The sequence below is a fragment of the Methylobacterium platani genome, from assembly GCF_001653715.1.
In the GTDB taxonomy this organism is placed as follows: Bacteria; Pseudomonadota; Alphaproteobacteria; order Rhizobiales; family Beijerinckiaceae; genus Methylobacterium; species Methylobacterium platani.
In genome coordinates, this window is record NZ_LWHQ01000058.1 from 22,403 (window position 1) to 36,268 (window position 13,866).

Below are 13,866 nucleotides of genomic sequence, written 5' to 3' on the forward strand. Positions count from 1 at the left end.
ACCCGCGCGCGTCCCTCGCCTGATGGCCCTCCTCGCCCGTCTCGGCTCGGCCCTGCTGCTCCTCGCCCTCTGGTGGGCGGCGAGCCGCAGCGTCGATCCCCGCACCCTGCCGTCGCCGGAGGCGGTGGCGGCGTTCCTGGTGCGGGAGGCGGCCTCCGGCGACCTCCTGCGCAACGTCGGCATCACCTTGTGGCGGGTCGCGGCCTCGTTCTGCCTCGCCATGGCGACGGGGGCGGTGCTCGGCATCGCGCTCGGCCGCTCGCGCACCGCCGACCGGCTCCTCGACACGCCGCTCCTCGTACTGCTCAACACCCCGGCGCTCGTCATCACGGTGCTGGCCTATATCTGGCTCGGCCTGACCGAGACCGCGGCGATCCTGGCGGTGGCGCTCAACAAGATGCCGAACGTCGCCGTGATCCTGCGCGAGGGCGCCCGCGGGCTCGATCCGGGCCTCGAGGAGATGGCGCAGGCCTACCGCTACGACCGCCGCACCTGGATCCGCCACGTGCTCCTGCCCCAGCTCGAGCCCTTCGCGGTGGCCGCCGCGCGCTCGGGCGTCTCGCTCGCCTGGAAGATCGTGCTGGTGGTCGAGCTGCTCGGCCGGCCGAACGGCGTCGGCTACGCGATCTCGTATTATTTCCAGCTCTTCGACGTCGCGGCGCTGATCGGCTACAGCCTCGTCTTCAGCGCCGTGATGCTGGCGGTCGACGCCGTGCTGCTGCGCCCCCTCGACGCCCGGGCCCGCCGATGGCGCTGAGCCCGCCCGGCGCCGACCTCCGCCGCGCGGCGGCGACCCCGATCCTGACCCTGACGGTGCGCCGCAAGGTCTACCGCCCGGACGGCGCCGAGCCGGTCGAGGCGGTGCGCGACCTCGTCGTCGCGGTCCGGGCGGGCGAGACCCTGTGCCTGATCGGCCCGTCGGGGGCGGGCAAGACCACCACGCTACGCATCCTGCTCGGCCTCGACCGCGACTTCGAGGGCAGCCTGACCGCCGATCCGAACTTGCGCATCGGCATGGTGTTCCAGGAGCCGCGGCTCCTGCCCTGGCGCACCGTCGAGGAGAACGTGCGGCTCTCCCTGCCGCGGCCCGAGCGCGGGCAGTCGCTCGACGCGCTGTTCGAGGAACTCGGCCTCTCGGCCTGGCGCGGGCGCTATCCGCGGGCCCTGTCGCTCGGCATGGCCCGCCGGGTCGCGCTCGCCCGCGCCCTGGCGCTGGCGCCGCGCCTCCTCGTCCTCGACGAGCCCTTCGTCTCCCTCGACGACGCGGCGGCTTCCTCGCTGCGGGCCGCGGTGTTCGGCAGCGCAGGCGCCCGCGGCGCGGCGGTGCTGATGGTGACCCACAACGTGCCCGAGGCGCTTGCCGTGGCCGACCGGCTGCTGCTGCTCTCCGGCCGCCCGGCGAGCCTGGTGGCGGAGGTGCCGCTGCCGACGCCCAAGGGGGAGCGCGGCCGCGACTGGGCCGAGGCGATGCGGCGGGACCTCGCGGCACGGTATCCCGGAGCGGTCGCGGAGGGGTGACGCGAAGCGGGCAGGGGTTGCACCGGAAACGCTCCTCGCCGGCCCGCCCGGCTGCTACAGCACCGGCAAAGCCATAAGATCCGAGGAACGCCCGTGCCGACCCACGCGATGCCCGCCGACGGGCTCGATTCCGCCGCCGCCTGGCGCCGCCTCGTCGTCTCCGTGCTGCTGACCACCATCGGGGGCGTCGGCATGTGGTCGGTGGTGGTGGTGCTGCCGGCCGTGCAGGCGGAGTTCGGCGCCGCCCGGGGTGCGGCCGCCTTGCCCTACACCCTCACGATGGTCGGCTTCGCCTTCGGGGGCGTGCTGATGGGCAAGCTCGCCGACCGGTTCGGCATCCTGATGCCGCTGGTGCTCGGCGGGATCTGCCTCTTCCTCGGCTACGGCGCCACTGCGCTCTCGACGAGCCTGTGGCAGTTCGCCCTCGCGCACGGGATCCTGATCGGGCTCCTGGGCTCGTCGGCCGCCTTCGGGCCGCTGATGGCCGACATCTCGCTGTGGTTCGCGCGCCGGCGCGGCATCGCGGTCTCGGTCTGCGCCGCCGGCAACTACCTCGCCGGCACGATCTGGCCGCCGCTCGTCCAGCACGCGGTCTCGGCCTATGGCTGGCGCACGACGCAAGCCGGCATCGGGCTGTTCTGCGTCGCCACGATGCTGCCGCTGGCGCTGCTGATGCGCCGGCGCCCGCCGGTCCAGGCGGTGGAGCGCGTCGGGCGGGCGGGGGCGGGCGGCACGCTGGGGCTGCCGCCCTCCGTCCTCCAGGGCCTGCTCGTCGTCGCCGGGCTCGCCTGCTGCGTCGCGATGTCGATGCCGCAGGTCCACATCGTCGCCTATTGCGGCGACCTCGGCTACGGCGTCGCCCGCGGCGCCGAGATGCTGTCGCTGATGCTCGGCTTCGGCATCGTCAGCCGGGTGGCGTCGGGCTTCCTCGCTGACCGGATCGGCGGGCTGCCGACGCTGCTGGTCGGCTCGGTGCTCCAGGGCGTGGCGCTGCTGCTCTATCTCGCCTTCGACGGGCTGACCTCGCTCTACGTGATCTCGGCGCTGTTCGGCCTGTTCCAGGGCGGCATCGTGCCGGCCTACGCGATCATCGTGCGCGAGCTGTTTCCGGCGAGCGAGGCCGGGGGCCGGGTCGGGGTCGTCATCATGGCGACGCTGTTCGGCATGGCGCTCGGCGGCTGGCTGTCGGGGGTGATCTTCGACCTCAGCGGCTCCTACGCGGCGGCCTTCGCCAACGGCATCGGCTGGAACCTGCTCAACGTCGCCATCGCCCTGTGGCTGGTGCAGCGCCGGGCCGGGCAGGGGCGGGCGCTCCCCGCCTGACGGCGGGGACGGCCGGCAGGGAAGATCGGGCGCAGTCGAGGGCCCGCGCGGCCCGGTTCGTCTGCGTGACACTGCGGCAGGAACCCGCCGGGATTTTGGCCGTTTGAAGTTCGTCGCAGTCCAGTTACCCGTCGGAACCAATCGAGGCCGGTCCCGACCCGGCCGCTCCGCCAATCCCGTCCCGCGGTGACTCCTGTCACCGGGGCGTCGCGTCCGCGTGTTTACCGTTTTTCCAACGGACACGCCGCCGCGGCGCAACTCTTCGGGCGCTCGCGACTTATCCATGGCAAGAGAGAGCGGTCCAGAGCCACCTCGCCGGACATTGCCGCTCGGCATTCAACCGATGGGATCACCGATCATGCGCGCGCGTCCCTGCGCCCGACTGCCCCTGCTCGCCCTGCTGGCCGCCCTGGCCACGGCCGGCGCGCCGCTCGTCGCGAGCGCCGCGCCCGCGGTCGACAAGGCGCCGAAGGCCGGATCGGGTCCCGCCCGCGACGTCGCCGCCACCGCGAGCGTCACCGCCCCCGCCGCGGAGGCCGACGACGCCCAGTGCTCGACCTCCCGCAAGAAGCTCTTCGTCGACGGCGAGGGCTGGATCGTGCGGCGGGTGACGACCTGCCGGTGACCGCACGCGACTGACACGCGGCCGAACGGTTTTCGGGGCCCGTCTCGCCGAGGCGGGCCTTCGTCGTTCGCGAGGCTGCCTTCCCCGCGGCACGGATTCATCAGCGCTGCCGAGAGTCGCGCTGCCAAGAATCCGGCTGCCAAGAATCGGACAGCCAAGAGTCCGGCTGCCGAAGAGAGGTCCTCCACGTCGTCCCGGGGTCGCGAAAGCGGGCCCCGGCATGACGTCGAGGATCGAGGCGACGTCGGATCGCACAAAGACAAAGGCGCCCGCAGCATCCGCCGCGGGCGCCTCTCGTCCGTTACCTCGTCCTCAACTCAGCGTGCGGCGGTGTCCCGCTCGTCGAAGATGTCCCGGTCCTTGGTCTCGGGCACGAAGAGCAGGCCGAGCACGAAGGTCATCAGGGCGATGACGATCGGGTACCAGAGGCCGTAATAGATGTCGCCGGTCTGGGCCACCATCGCGAAGGCGGTGGCGGGCAGGAGGCCGCCGAACCAGCCGTTGCCGATGTGGTAGGGCAGGGACATCGAGGTGTAGCGGATCCGGGTCGGGAACAGCTCGACCAGGGCCGCGGCGATCGGGCCGTAGACCATCGTGACGAAGAGCACGAGGACGAAGAGCAGCCCGATCACGCCGGCGACCTGCGGCCGGAAGATGTCGAACGGATTCGCCATCTTCACCACCTGGGAATCGCCCGCCTTCGGGTAGCCGGCGGCCTGGAGCGCGGTCGCCGCGGCCTTGTTGAACTCCGCCGCCGGGGCTCCTGCCGCGAACGGGACCTCGGTGCCGTTGATCCGCACCACCGTCGGCTGGCCGGCCGGCGCGGCCTCGGTGGTGTAGCGCACCGAGGACTTGGCGAGGTAGTCGCGGGCGAGGTCGCACGGCGCCGAGAACACCCGGGTGCCGACGGGGTTGAACAGGCTGCCGCACTGGGCCGGATCGGCCACCACGGTCACCTTCACGGTCTCGATCGCCTTCTCGAGGGCGGGGTTGGCCAGCGTGGTGATCTGCTTGAACACCGGGAAGAAGCTGAGCGCCGCGATCAGGCAGCCGGCCAGGATGATCGGCTTGCGGCCGATCTTGTCCGAGAGCCAGCCGAACACCACGAAGAAGCCGGTGCCCAGGAGCAGCGCCCAGGCGATCAAGAGGTTCGCCGTGTAGCCGTCGACCTTCAGGATCGATTGCAGGAAGAACAGGGCGTAGAACTGGCCGGTATACCACACCACGCCCTGGCCGGCGACGAGGCCGAGCAGCGCGATCAAGGCGATCTTGGCGTTGCCCCACTGGCCGAACGCCTCGGTGAGGGGGGCCTTCGAGGTCTTGCCCTCGTCCTTCATGCGCTGGAAGGCCGGCGATTCGCTGAGCTGCAGCCGGATCCAGAGCGAGATGCCGAGCAGCAGCACCGAGACCAGGAACGGGATGCGCCAGCCCCATTCGGCGAAGGCGGCCTCGCCGGTGAAGCTCCGCACCGCCAGGATCACCACCAGCGACAGGAACAGGCCGAGCGTCGCCGTGGTCTGGATCCAGCTGGTGTAGAAGCCGCGCCGGCCCTGCGGCGCGTGCTCGGCGACGTAGGTCGCCGCCCCGCCGTACTCGCCGCCGAGGGCCAGGCCTTGGGCTAGCCGCAGCACGATCAGGATGATCGGCGCCGCGATGCCGATCTGCGCGGCGTTGGGCAGGATGCCGACGATGAAGGTCGACAGGCCCATGATCAGGATGGTGACCAGGAAGGTGTATTTGCGCCCGACGATGTCGCCGACGCGCCCGAACACCAGGGCGCCGAACGGCCGCACCAGGAAGCCCGCCGCGAAGGCGAGCAGCGCGAAGATGTCCCGGGTCGCCGGCGGGTAGGACGAGAAGAACTGCGCGCCGATGATGCCGGCGAGCGAGCCGTAGAGGTAGAAGTCGTACCACTCGAACACGGTGCCGAGGGAGGAGGCCAGGATGACCTTCTTCTCCTCCCGCGTCATCGGGCGCGCGGCATCGCCGGTTGTCCCGAGGGCGGCTGAGCTTGCCATGGGGGTTGTTCCTCCTTGGGGGAGCGTTTCCGTGAGGGACGGCACGCATCGCCCGCGCGAATCTTCGCCGCGTCGGGGATGGCGCGTTGGGATGAACCTGGGTGTCCGCGGCGGCCCGGCCGGGCAGGGGGATGGAAACCGCCCGCTCGCGCGTGATCCGCCGCTGACGAATCGTTAAGCCAGCCGTGCCGTCCGGCCCATCCGACAATTCGTCGTGAGACTTAGGTCGTGAGACTTCCGTCGGGGGCGAGACCGCCCGAAGGGCGGCCGAGGGTGGAAGCGGGCATGGCGCATGCCGCCATGCTCACGACGTGCGCGTTACGAGCGCCGCCCCGTCCCGGCCGGCGGCGCCTCGACCGGCTGCTGTCGGCTCACCTGTTCCACCCGGCGCGGCAGCTCGCGCAGGAGCGCGGTGCGCCGGTATGGCGTGAGCTTCCGCCAGGCCTTGATCTCCGGCACGGTCCGGCCGCAGCCCAGGCACCAGCCGGTCTTCCCGTCCCACGCGCACACCCCGGTGCAGGGGTCGTCCTTCTTCATGCTGGAGCATTTTCCGACGAGGTGGATGCCGGCTCGTCGCAAGACGATGCGGCGGAATCAATGACCTGGAGCAGCGCCCGGTTGCAGGGCGATCGGGTGCGGCTCCAGGATCTCCGTGCCCCGGGCGCCATTCGTGCTCGACAATCGATAGGGTACCCCCCTATATATCCACTCACGCGCGAAAGCTGCCCCCATGGCCCATACGATCAAGGACAAGACCAAGCTGCTGGCGCGCGTGCGCCGGATCAAGGGACAGGCGGAGGCGGTCGAGCGCGCATTGGAGGCGGAGATCGGCTGCGCCGACGTGCTGATGCTGGTCGCCTCGATGCGCGGGGCCATCAACGGCCTGACCGCCGAGCTGATGGAAGACCACATCCGCCACCACGTCGTGAACCCGGACAGCGAGCCGGATCCCGACCGCGCCAGGGGAGCGGCCGAGCTGATCGAGGTGGTGAAGACCTACCTCAAGTAAGGAAGGCCCATGCCATGACCCCTTTGACCGACCTGCTTCAGCAGGGGACGGCGCACGCCTGGCTGTTCGTGCCGACCGCGATCCTGCTCGGTGCGCTGCACGGCCTCGAGCCCGGCCACAGCAAGACGATGATGGCGGCGTTCATCATCGCGGTGCGCGGCACGGTCATGCAGGCGGTGCTCCTGGGGCTGGCGGCCACCCTCTCGCATACGGCGGTGGTGTGGGCGATCGCCCTGGGCGGACAATATGTCGGCCGGCACTACGCCGGGGAGGCGTCGGAGCCGTACTTCCAGCTCGCCTCGGCGGTCCTCATCGTCGGCATCGCGCTCTGGATGGCGTGGCGGACCTGGCGCGAGCAGCACCACCACCATGACCACGATGACGCCGCGCACCCCGTCACCACCGGCACCGGCCTGCTGACGCTGGCGGTGTTCGAGGACGGCGTGCCGCCGCGCTGGCGCGTGCGCAGCGCGCGCGGCACGCTGCCGGAGGCCGGGGCGCTGACCGTCGAAACCCTGCGCCCGGACGGCACCCGGCAGGTATTCGGGTTCGTGCGCCGCGGCGACGTCCTCGAGAGCCTGGACGAGATCCCGGAGCCGCATGCCTTCACGGCCCGGCTGCGCCTCGACGCCCCGGCCGGGACGGAGATCCACGAGGTCGCGTTCGAGGAGCACGACCACCTGAATCACGATCACCCGGACCTGGGCGACGAGGACGACGCGCATGCCCGCGCCCATGCCGACGACATCCGGCGGCGCTTCGCGGGCCGGACCGTGACCACCGGGCAGATCGTCCTGTTCGGCCTGACCGGCGGCCTGATCCCGTGCCCGGCGGCGATCACCGTCCTGCTGCTGTGCATTCAGCTCAAGCAGTTCAGCCTCGGCTTCGCGCTGGTGGTGTGCTTCAGCATCGGCCTGGCGCTGACGATGGTGTCGGCGGGCGTGCTGGCGGCGCTGAGCGTCAAGCACGTCGCCTCGCGCTGGTCCGGGTTCGGCAGCGTCGCCCGGCAGGCTCCCTACGCCTCGGCCGTGCTGATCGTGCTGGTCGGCCTCTATACCGGCTGGCTCGGGTGGCAGGGCATCCGGCACGGCGCGGCGGACCATGCGGCCGGGACCGGCATCGCCCGCGCGGCGTGAGGCCGGCTGTCGCGCTTCCGCCGTCATCGCCCCCTTGCGCCTGCGCACTCCGCCACGGCTGGCGCGGCTCCCCCGCGGGAACGAGGATGCCGGGCCGGCATTGACCGTTCCGAGTGCCGGGAGCCGGGAAGACACACCATGCGTCGCGACCTGATCGTCCTCACCCTCGCCGCCAGCCTCCTGGGCGCCGGCGCCGAGGCGCAGCCGCTGCGCGGGTCCGGTCCGGCGGGTCACGGCGGCGTCGCCCAGGCCGGGCGCCTGCAGTTCCAGCCGGTACGGGGCGGCCGCGCCGCGATCTACGACCTGCGCGGGCGCCACGGCCGGGGCGGGGCGTTCCACGGCCGCCGGTTCGCCGGCTACGGCGGCACCACCTTCGCGGCGCCCCTGGGGCTCTACGGCGCGGGCCTCTACGGCGCGAACGGCGCCCTCGAGCCCGGCCTCGTCGCCGAGCCGTATTTCAAGCTGCCGCGGCCGAGCGAGCTGGTGCCCTCCGCCTGGGGCGAGGGCACCTACGGCATCCCGACCGTCTCGGGGATTCCGCCCCAGCCGAAGGCCGATCCGGTGCTCTACGTCATCAACGGCGGCGAGCGCCCGGTCGGCGGCGCCCGGGTGGTCTCGGTCCAGGCCCCGCGGCGGTAAGTCCCGGGAACCGGCACGGGACAGCGCCGGCGCGGACGGGACGGGCGCTCGCCTGCCCGGCCGCGATTTGGTATGGCATCCGGGTGATGCAGACCTCGCCCCACGCGCCGCCGATGCCGCCGATCCGGATCGATCCCGGGCGCATGGGCGCATGAGCGGTCCGGTGACGAGGCTCGCCGAGGTCGCGGCCGCCGATCCGGCGGACGAGGCCGCCGCCCTGCGCCGGGAGGTCGCGTCCCTGCGCCGGGCGCTGGCCGAGCGCGACGCCTTCCTGGCCGGCGTGGCGCACGAATTGCGCAACCCGATGACCCCGATCCTCGGCCAGGTCGAGCGCCTGCTCGCCGCCGCCGAGCGCGACGCGCCGGAGGGCCGGGTGGCGCAGGGGCTGGCGCAGCTGCGCTGGCTCGTCGAGCGCTACGTGCGCCGGGCGACGACCCTCCTCGACGTCTCGCGGGTCCAGGCCGGGCAGCTCGCGCCGCTCGCCGCCCCCGTGCCGCTGGCCGAGGTGGCGGGCGAGGTGGCGGCGGCCCTGCAGCCGATGGCGGCCCATGCCGGCAGCGCGATCAGGGTGAGCGTGCCGGACGACCTGGTCCTGTCCTGCGAGCGCCTCGCCCTCGACCAGATCCTCGACAACCTGATCACCAACGCGATCAAGTACGGCGATGGCAGCGAGATCGCGGTCTCAGGCATCCGGGACGGCACGATCGCGCGGATCCGGGTGAGCGACCGCGGCGTCGGCATCGCGGAAGCCGACCAGGCCCGCATCTTCGAGCGCTTCGCGCGCGCGGTCGCCGATCCCGGCACGGCGCCGACCGGCTTCGGCGTCGGGCTGTGGCTGGTGCGCCGCCTTGCCGAGGCGATGGGCGGCGGCGTCGCGGTCGAGAGCCGCCCTGGCGACGGCGCGACCTTCACGGTAACCCTTCCCCTCCACGCATAGACGAGACGGCGACCGAGCATGCGGATGACGGGGACGGGACCCAGCCTGGGACAGGCCGGTGCCTATGGCGGGCTGGAACGGGTCCCGACCGGGATCGCCGGTCTCGACGCGATCCTCGGCGGCGGGCTGTTTCGCGGCGGCGTCTACATCGTCCAGGGCACGCCCGGCTCCGGCAAGACCATCTTCGGCAACCAGGCCTGCTACACGCATGCCGCGGAGGGTCGTTCCGGAGGCGGCGCGCCGGAGCACCGGGCGCTCTACGTCACGCTGCTCGCCGAGAGCCACGCCCGGATGCTCGGCCACATCGCGCCGCTCGGCTTCTTCGACCCGGCACTGATCCCCGACCGGATCACCTATCTCAGCGCCTTCCGCACCCTGCAGGACGAGGGGCTGTCCGGCCTCCTGACCCTGCTGCGGCGCGAGACCGCCGCCCGGGAGGCGAGCCTCGTCGTGCTCGACGGCCTGGTGGCGGCGGAGGAGACCGCCTCCTCGGCCCTCGAGTTCAAGACCTTCATCCACGAATTGCAGACCCAGGCCGCCGCCACCGGCACCACCGTGCTGCTCCTCACCAGCGCCTCGGCCGGGGCCGACATGGTGGCGGCCGAGCACACGATGGTGGACGGGCTCATCGCCCTGTCGAGCCGGCTCGTCGGCCGCCGGGCCGAGCGCGAGCTCGAGGTGCGCAAGTTCCGCGGCAGCGGCTTCCTGCGCGGGCGCCACGCCGTCCGCATCACCGACGCGGGGGTCCGGGTCTTCCCGCGCATCGAGGCGTGCTTGCGGGTGCCGAGCCGGCGCGACCACGTCGAGGGACCGCCCCTCACCACCGGGCTGCCCGCCCTCGACGCGATGCTGGGCGGCGGCCTGCCGCACCATTCCACGACCCTCGTCGGCGGCCCCGCCGGCATCGGCAAGACGACGCTCGGCCTGCAGTTCCTCGGCGCCGACCCGGAGGCGCCGGGCCTCGTCTGCGGGTTCTACGAGAGCGAGGCCGCGATCCTCGCCAAGGCGCGGGCCCTGAGGCTGCCGGTCGCCGGCCTGATCGAGAGCGGCCGGGTCGCGGTGATGTGGCAGCCGGCGACCGAGGGGCTGATCGACGAGACCTGCGCCGATCTCCTCGACGCGATCCGGAACCGGGGGGTCCGGCGCGTGTTCATCGACGGTCTGGACGCGATGAGCCGGATCGCAGGGGATCAGGACCGGATCGTCCGCATCTTCGCCGCTCTCACGGCGGAGCTCAGGGCGCTGGGCGTGACCGCGATGTACACCCGGGAGACCGACCTGCGCGGCACCTTCCTCGATGCCCCCTCCGGCGAGCCGTCGCTGCGGCAGACCTCCAGCGTCGCCGAGAACGTGGTGCTGATGCGCTCCTGCGTCCTGCGCTCGGGCGTCCACCGCCTGATCGCCGTCGCCAAGGCGCGGGATTCGCAGATCGACCCGCGCCTGCGCGTCTTCGACATCCGGCCGGGCGGCCTGGCGATCGACGACGGCCCGGACCGGGCCGAGGCGATCCTGGCCGACCGCGACCTCACGAGAAGCGGCGGGGAATAGGCCCGTGGCGACGGTGCTCATCGTGGACGACGAGTTCGGCATCGCCGAATTGCTGGACGCCGTCCTCTCCGACGAGGGCCACACCGTGGTCACCGCGGCCAACGGCCGCCAGGGGCTCGCCCGGATCGCCGCGAGCCCGCCCGACCTGATCTTCCTCGACTTCATGATGCCGGTGATGGACGGGCCGGCGATGCTGGCCGCCCTGATCGCCGCGCCGGCGACGCGGGCGATCCCGGTCGTGATGATGAGCTCGATGCCGGAGGAGACCGTGCGCGAGCGCGCCTCCGGCCACGCCGCCTTCCTGCGCAAGCCCTTCCGGATCGCCCAGGTCCGCGCCCTCGTCGAGGCGCTGGTGGCGGGCGCCGGAGATACTTGACTGAGTCAACCAACCGGACGATCCTGCCCCCGGATACGAGGAGGCGGGCCGATGGGGCGCGACGAGGCGGTCGATCCGGCGACGGTCGGGGCGGTGCGGGAATTCGGCCGGTTCTACACCCGGCAGATCGGCCTCCTCGAGGAGGGGCTGCACCGCAGCGCGTTCTCGCTCACCGAGGCGCGGGTGCTCTACGAGCTCGCCCAGCGCGATCGCCTGACCGCCTCGGTCCTCGGCCAGGATCTCGGGCTCGATGCCGGTTACCTGAGCCGCCTGCTCAAGCGCTTCGAGGCGCAGGGCCTGGTGACCCGCCGCACCGCCGCGGGCGACGGGCGGCGCCAGGTCCTGGCCCTGACGCCGGCCGGGCAGGCGGCCTTCGCGCCCCTCGACGCGGCGTCGCGCCGCGAGGTGGAGGCGCTGCTGGCCCGGCTCGCGCCCGCCGACCGCGCGGCGCTCGTCGGCGCGATGGCGCGGGTGCGCCGGCTCCTCGGCGACCCTGCGCAGGAGCGGGCCCCCGCGATCCTGCGCGATCCGGCCCCCGGCGATCTCGGCTGGATCGCCCACCGCCAGGGCCTGCTCTACGCCGCCGAATACGGGTTCGACCTCTCCTTCGAGGCCCTGGTGGCCGAGATCCTCGCCGGGTTCGTGCGCGACTTCGATCCGGCCCGGGCCGGAGCCTGGATCGCCGCGCAGGAGGACGGCGTGTCGGGTAGCGTGTTCCTGGCGCCGCAATCGGACACGGTCGCGAAGCTGCGCCTGCTCTACGTCGAGCCCGCCGCCCGCGGCCAGGGCCTCGGCCGGCGCCTCACCGAGGCCTGCATCGCCGGGGCGCGGGAGCGCGGCTACCGGCAGCTGACGCTCTGGACCAACGACGTGCTCACGGCCGCCCGGCGGATCTACGCGCAGGCGGGCTTCCGGCTCGTCGAGAGTGCGCCGCACCGCTCGTTCGGGCGGGACCTGGTGGGGGAGACCTGGGTGCTGGACCTGTGAGGGAGCGCCCTCACACCTTCTCCAGCGCCATCTCCAGGAAGCCGAGCGCGTCCTCGACGGCGCAGCGCCGGACCTCGGAGCGGCCGAGATCGCCGTAGCGGCGCTCGATGTGCCGGGTCGCCCGGCCGGCGGCGACGAGGCCGAAATGCACGAGGCCGACGGGCTTCGCCGCCGTGGCGCCGCCGGGGCCGGCGATGCCCGTGATGGCGAGCGCCACGTCGGCGCGGGAATGGGCGAGCGCCCCTTCCGCCATCGCCCGGGCCACCGGCTCGCTCACCGCGCCGTGGGCCGAGATCAGGTTGAAGTCGACGCCGAGGATCTCCGCCTTGGCCTCGTTGGAATAGGTGACGAAGCCGCGCTCCACCACCTGCGAGGAGCCCGCGACCTCGGTGAGCAGGGCGGCGACGAGGCCGCCGGTGCAGGATTCGGCGGTGACGAGGCGGGCCTGGCGCTCGCGATAGGCGGCGATCAGCACGCTCGCCCGGGTGATGAGGGCGGCATCGAACATCAGGCACGCGCCTCCGGCAGGCGGATCGTGGCGGCGGCCTGGGCGGCGAGGCCCTCGGCCCGGCCGACGAAGCCGAGCTTCTCCGTCGTGGTCGCCTTGATCGACACCGCCGAGAGCGGCACCCCGGCGATCTCGGCGATCCGGGTGCGGATCGCCTCGCGATGGGCGCCGATCCGCGGCGCCTCGGCCAGCACCGTGATGTCGAGGTGATCGATCACCCCGCCGCGCTCGCTCACCCGGCGCACCGCGTCGGCGAGGAACTGGTCGGAGGAGGCGCCGCGCCAGCGGGGATCGCTCGGCGGGAAATGCACGCCGATGTCGCCGTCGGCGAGCGCGCCGAGGATCGCGTCGGTCAGCGCGTGCAGCACCACGTCGCCGTCCGAATGGGCGAGCACGCCGCGATCGGCCGGGATGCGCACGCCGCCGAGCCACACGTGGTCGCCCTCCGTGAAGGCGTGCACGTCGAAGCCGGTGCCGAGGCGGGTGAGAAGGGTCATGGCAGCATTGTCCTGGGCGGCGCCGGAATCGGGCGAGAAGGCGCGGTCCGCCTCGACGAGGTCGGCGGCCTGAGTGATCTTGCGGTTGCGGAGGTCGCCGGGGAAGACCGCCACCGGCAGGCCGGCCCATTCGGCGAGCGCCCCGTCGTCGGTGAAGCCGTCGCGGCCCTCGGCCTCGGCGCGCGCATGTGCCTGCGCCAGGAGCGCGAAGCGGAACGCCTGCGGGGTCTGCACCGCGCGCAAGTCCTCGCGCTTCGGGGTCTCGCGCACCCGGCCGTCCGGCTCGACCACCTTGATGGTGTCGCTCACCGGCACCCCCGGCACGGCGGCGCCGTGGGCTTGCGCCGCCGCGATGGCCCGGTCGATCAGGGCCCCGTCGACGAAGGGGCGGGCGGCGTCGTGCACCAGCACCAGCTCCGGTTCGGCCTCGCGCGCCAGCGCCGCCAGCCCGGCCCGGACCGAGGCCTGCCGGGTGGCGCCGCCCTCGACCGGCCGGGCGAGCGTGGCGCGCATCTCCGGCGCGAGGTCGCCCAGGCATTCCTCGTAGAAGGCGGCGGCGTCGGCGGCGATCACCACCTGGATCCGCGTCACGCCCGGATGGGCGGCGAGCGCCGCCAGGGTCCGGGTCAGGACCGCCTGGCCGCCGACGCGGCGATACTGCTTGGGCGTGTCGCCGCCGACGCGGATGCCGCGCCCCGCGGCGACGACCACCGCGGCGATCTGGGGAAGGGTCAAAAGGGTCGCT

At 73.0% G+C, this 13,866-nt stretch carries 15 protein-coding genes; 11 read left to right on the forward strand and 4 right to left on the reverse strand.

All coding sequences use genetic code 11. The features are described 5' to 3' along the window. Positions 1-22 precede the first annotated feature (22 nt). From A5481_RS25875 to A5481_RS25890, 4 genes are all read left to right on the forward strand, one after another. Entirely contained in the window at positions 23-757 is a 735-nt protein-coding gene (locus tag A5481_RS25875) for an ABC transporter permease (protein WP_048436001.1), read from the forward strand. Then, on the forward strand, positions 754-1,518 hold the full coding sequence (locus A5481_RS25880; protein ID WP_048436005.1) for an ATP-binding cassette domain-containing protein: 765 nt from the start codon (positions 754-756) through the stop codon (positions 1,516-1,518). The genes A5481_RS25875 and A5481_RS25880 overlap by 4 nt, the downstream gene beginning before the upstream one ends. A gap of 108 nt (positions 1,519-1,626) precedes the next feature. Then, a complete protein-coding gene (locus A5481_RS25885) occupies positions 1,627-2,841 on the forward strand; it encodes an MFS transporter (RefSeq protein WP_064504410.1) in 1,215 nt (404 codons plus the stop codon). Between the two features lie 358 nt (positions 2,842-3,199). After that, positions 3,200-3,466, forward strand: a complete 267-nt coding sequence (locus A5481_RS25890; protein WP_048432373.1) for a hypothetical protein — start codon at positions 3,200-3,202, stop codon at positions 3,464-3,466. A 317-nt stretch (positions 3,467-3,783) separates the two neighbouring features. Here A5481_RS25890 and A5481_RS25895 read toward each other — a convergent pair whose 3' ends face one another. Then, the gene (locus tag A5481_RS25895) at positions 3,784-5,484 is read right to left on the reverse strand and encodes an MFS transporter (RefSeq protein WP_082172960.1); all 1,701 of its coding nucleotides are present in this window, start codon (positions 5,482-5,484) and stop codon (positions 3,784-3,786) included. Between the two features lie 318 nt (positions 5,485-5,802). Continuing rightward, positions 5,803-6,021, reverse strand: a complete 219-nt coding sequence (locus tag A5481_RS25900) for a DUF1289 domain-containing protein (protein ID WP_048432371.1) — start codon at positions 6,019-6,021, stop codon at positions 5,803-5,805. Positions 6,022-6,214: 193 nt separating this feature from the next. Here A5481_RS25900 and A5481_RS25905 point away from each other — a divergent pair, with 193 nt between their 5' ends. From A5481_RS25905 to A5481_RS25935, 7 genes are all read left to right on the forward strand, one after another. Beyond that, positions 6,215-6,493, forward strand: coding sequence for a metal/formaldehyde-sensitive transcriptional repressor (locus A5481_RS25905; RefSeq protein ID WP_048432370.1), 279 nt, complete (start codon positions 6,215-6,217; stop codon positions 6,491-6,493). Between the two features lie 14 nt (positions 6,494-6,507). Further along, positions 6,508-7,629 (forward strand): nickel/cobalt efflux transporter, encoded by a 1,122-nt coding sequence (locus A5481_RS25910; RefSeq protein ID WP_048432369.1) that lies wholly within the window; start codon positions 6,508-6,510, stop codon positions 7,627-7,629. A 138-nt stretch (positions 7,630-7,767) separates the two neighbouring features. Next, positions 7,768-8,268, forward strand: a complete 501-nt coding sequence (locus tag A5481_RS25915; protein ID WP_053082244.1) for a hypothetical protein — start codon at positions 7,768-7,770, stop codon at positions 8,266-8,268. 151 nt (positions 8,269-8,419) lie between these two features. Then, entirely contained in the window at positions 8,420-9,205 is a 786-nt protein-coding gene (locus A5481_RS25920; protein ID WP_048432368.1) for a sensor histidine kinase, read from the forward strand. A gap of 24 nt (positions 9,206-9,229) precedes the next feature. After that, a complete protein-coding gene (locus tag A5481_RS25925; RefSeq protein WP_048432378.1) occupies positions 9,230-10,753 on the forward strand; it encodes an RAD55 family ATPase in 1,524 nt (507 codons plus the stop codon). Between the two features lie 4 nt (positions 10,754-10,757). Continuing rightward, complete coding sequence (locus A5481_RS25930; protein WP_048432367.1) at positions 10,758-11,129, forward strand: response regulator; 372 nt, start codon at positions 10,758-10,760, stop codon at positions 11,127-11,129. 51 nt (positions 11,130-11,180) lie between these two features. Beyond that, positions 11,181-12,116 (forward strand): bifunctional helix-turn-helix transcriptional regulator/GNAT family N-acetyltransferase, encoded by a 936-nt coding sequence (locus A5481_RS25935; protein WP_048432366.1) that lies wholly within the window; start codon positions 11,181-11,183, stop codon positions 12,114-12,116. A 10-nt stretch (positions 12,117-12,126) separates the two neighbouring features. Here the strand turns inward: A5481_RS25935 and A5481_RS25940 are convergent, their stop codons facing one another. Then, positions 12,127-12,627, reverse strand: coding sequence for a CinA family protein (locus tag A5481_RS25940; protein WP_048432377.1), 501 nt, complete (start codon positions 12,625-12,627; stop codon positions 12,127-12,129). Then, positions 12,624-13,841 (reverse strand): bifunctional 2-C-methyl-D-erythritol 4-phosphate cytidylyltransferase/2-C-methyl-D-erythritol 2,4-cyclodiphosphate synthase, encoded by a 1,218-nt coding sequence (locus A5481_RS25945; protein ID WP_048432376.1) that lies wholly within the window; start codon positions 13,839-13,841, stop codon positions 12,624-12,626. Before A5481_RS25945 ends, A5481_RS25940 begins: the two co-directional genes overlap by 4 nt. Between the last annotated feature and the right edge of the window lie 25 nt (positions 13,842-13,866).

Excerpts from the sequence above, each read along its gene's own strand:
- A5481_RS25875 (WP_048436001.1), top strand. The coding sequence starts at position 23 with ATGGCCCTCCTCGCCCGTCTCGGCTCGGCCCTGCTGCTCCTCGCCCTC.
- A5481_RS25885 (WP_064504410.1), top strand. The coding sequence starts at position 1,627 with ATGCCCGCCGACGGGCTCGATTCCGCCGCCGCCTGGCGCCGCCTCGTC.
- A5481_RS25890 (WP_048432373.1), top strand. The coding sequence starts at position 3,200 with ATGCGCGCGCGTCCCTGCGCCCGACTGCCCCTGCTCGCCCTGCTGGCC.
- A5481_RS25895 (WP_082172960.1), bottom strand. The coding sequence starts at position 5,484 with ATGGCAAGCTCAGCCGCCCTCGGGACAACCGGCGATGCCGCGCGCCCG.
- A5481_RS25900 (WP_048432371.1), bottom strand. The coding sequence starts at position 6,021 with ATGAAGAAGGACGACCCCTGCACCGGGGTGTGCGCGTGGGACGGGAAG.
- A5481_RS25905 (WP_048432370.1), top strand. The coding sequence starts at position 6,215 with ATGGCCCATACGATCAAGGACAAGACCAAGCTGCTGGCGCGCGTGCGC.
- A5481_RS25910 (WP_048432369.1), top strand. The coding sequence starts at position 6,508 with ATGACCCCTTTGACCGACCTGCTTCAGCAGGGGACGGCGCACGCCTGG.
- A5481_RS25915 (WP_053082244.1), top strand. The coding sequence starts at position 7,768 with ATGCGTCGCGACCTGATCGTCCTCACCCTCGCCGCCAGCCTCCTGGGC.
- A5481_RS25920 (WP_048432368.1), top strand. The coding sequence starts at position 8,420 with ATGAGCGGTCCGGTGACGAGGCTCGCCGAGGTCGCGGCCGCCGATCCG.
- A5481_RS25925 (WP_048432378.1), top strand. The coding sequence starts at position 9,230 with ATGACGGGGACGGGACCCAGCCTGGGACAGGCCGGTGCCTATGGCGGG.
- A5481_RS25935 (WP_048432366.1), top strand. The coding sequence starts at position 11,181 with ATGGGGCGCGACGAGGCGGTCGATCCGGCGACGGTCGGGGCGGTGCGG.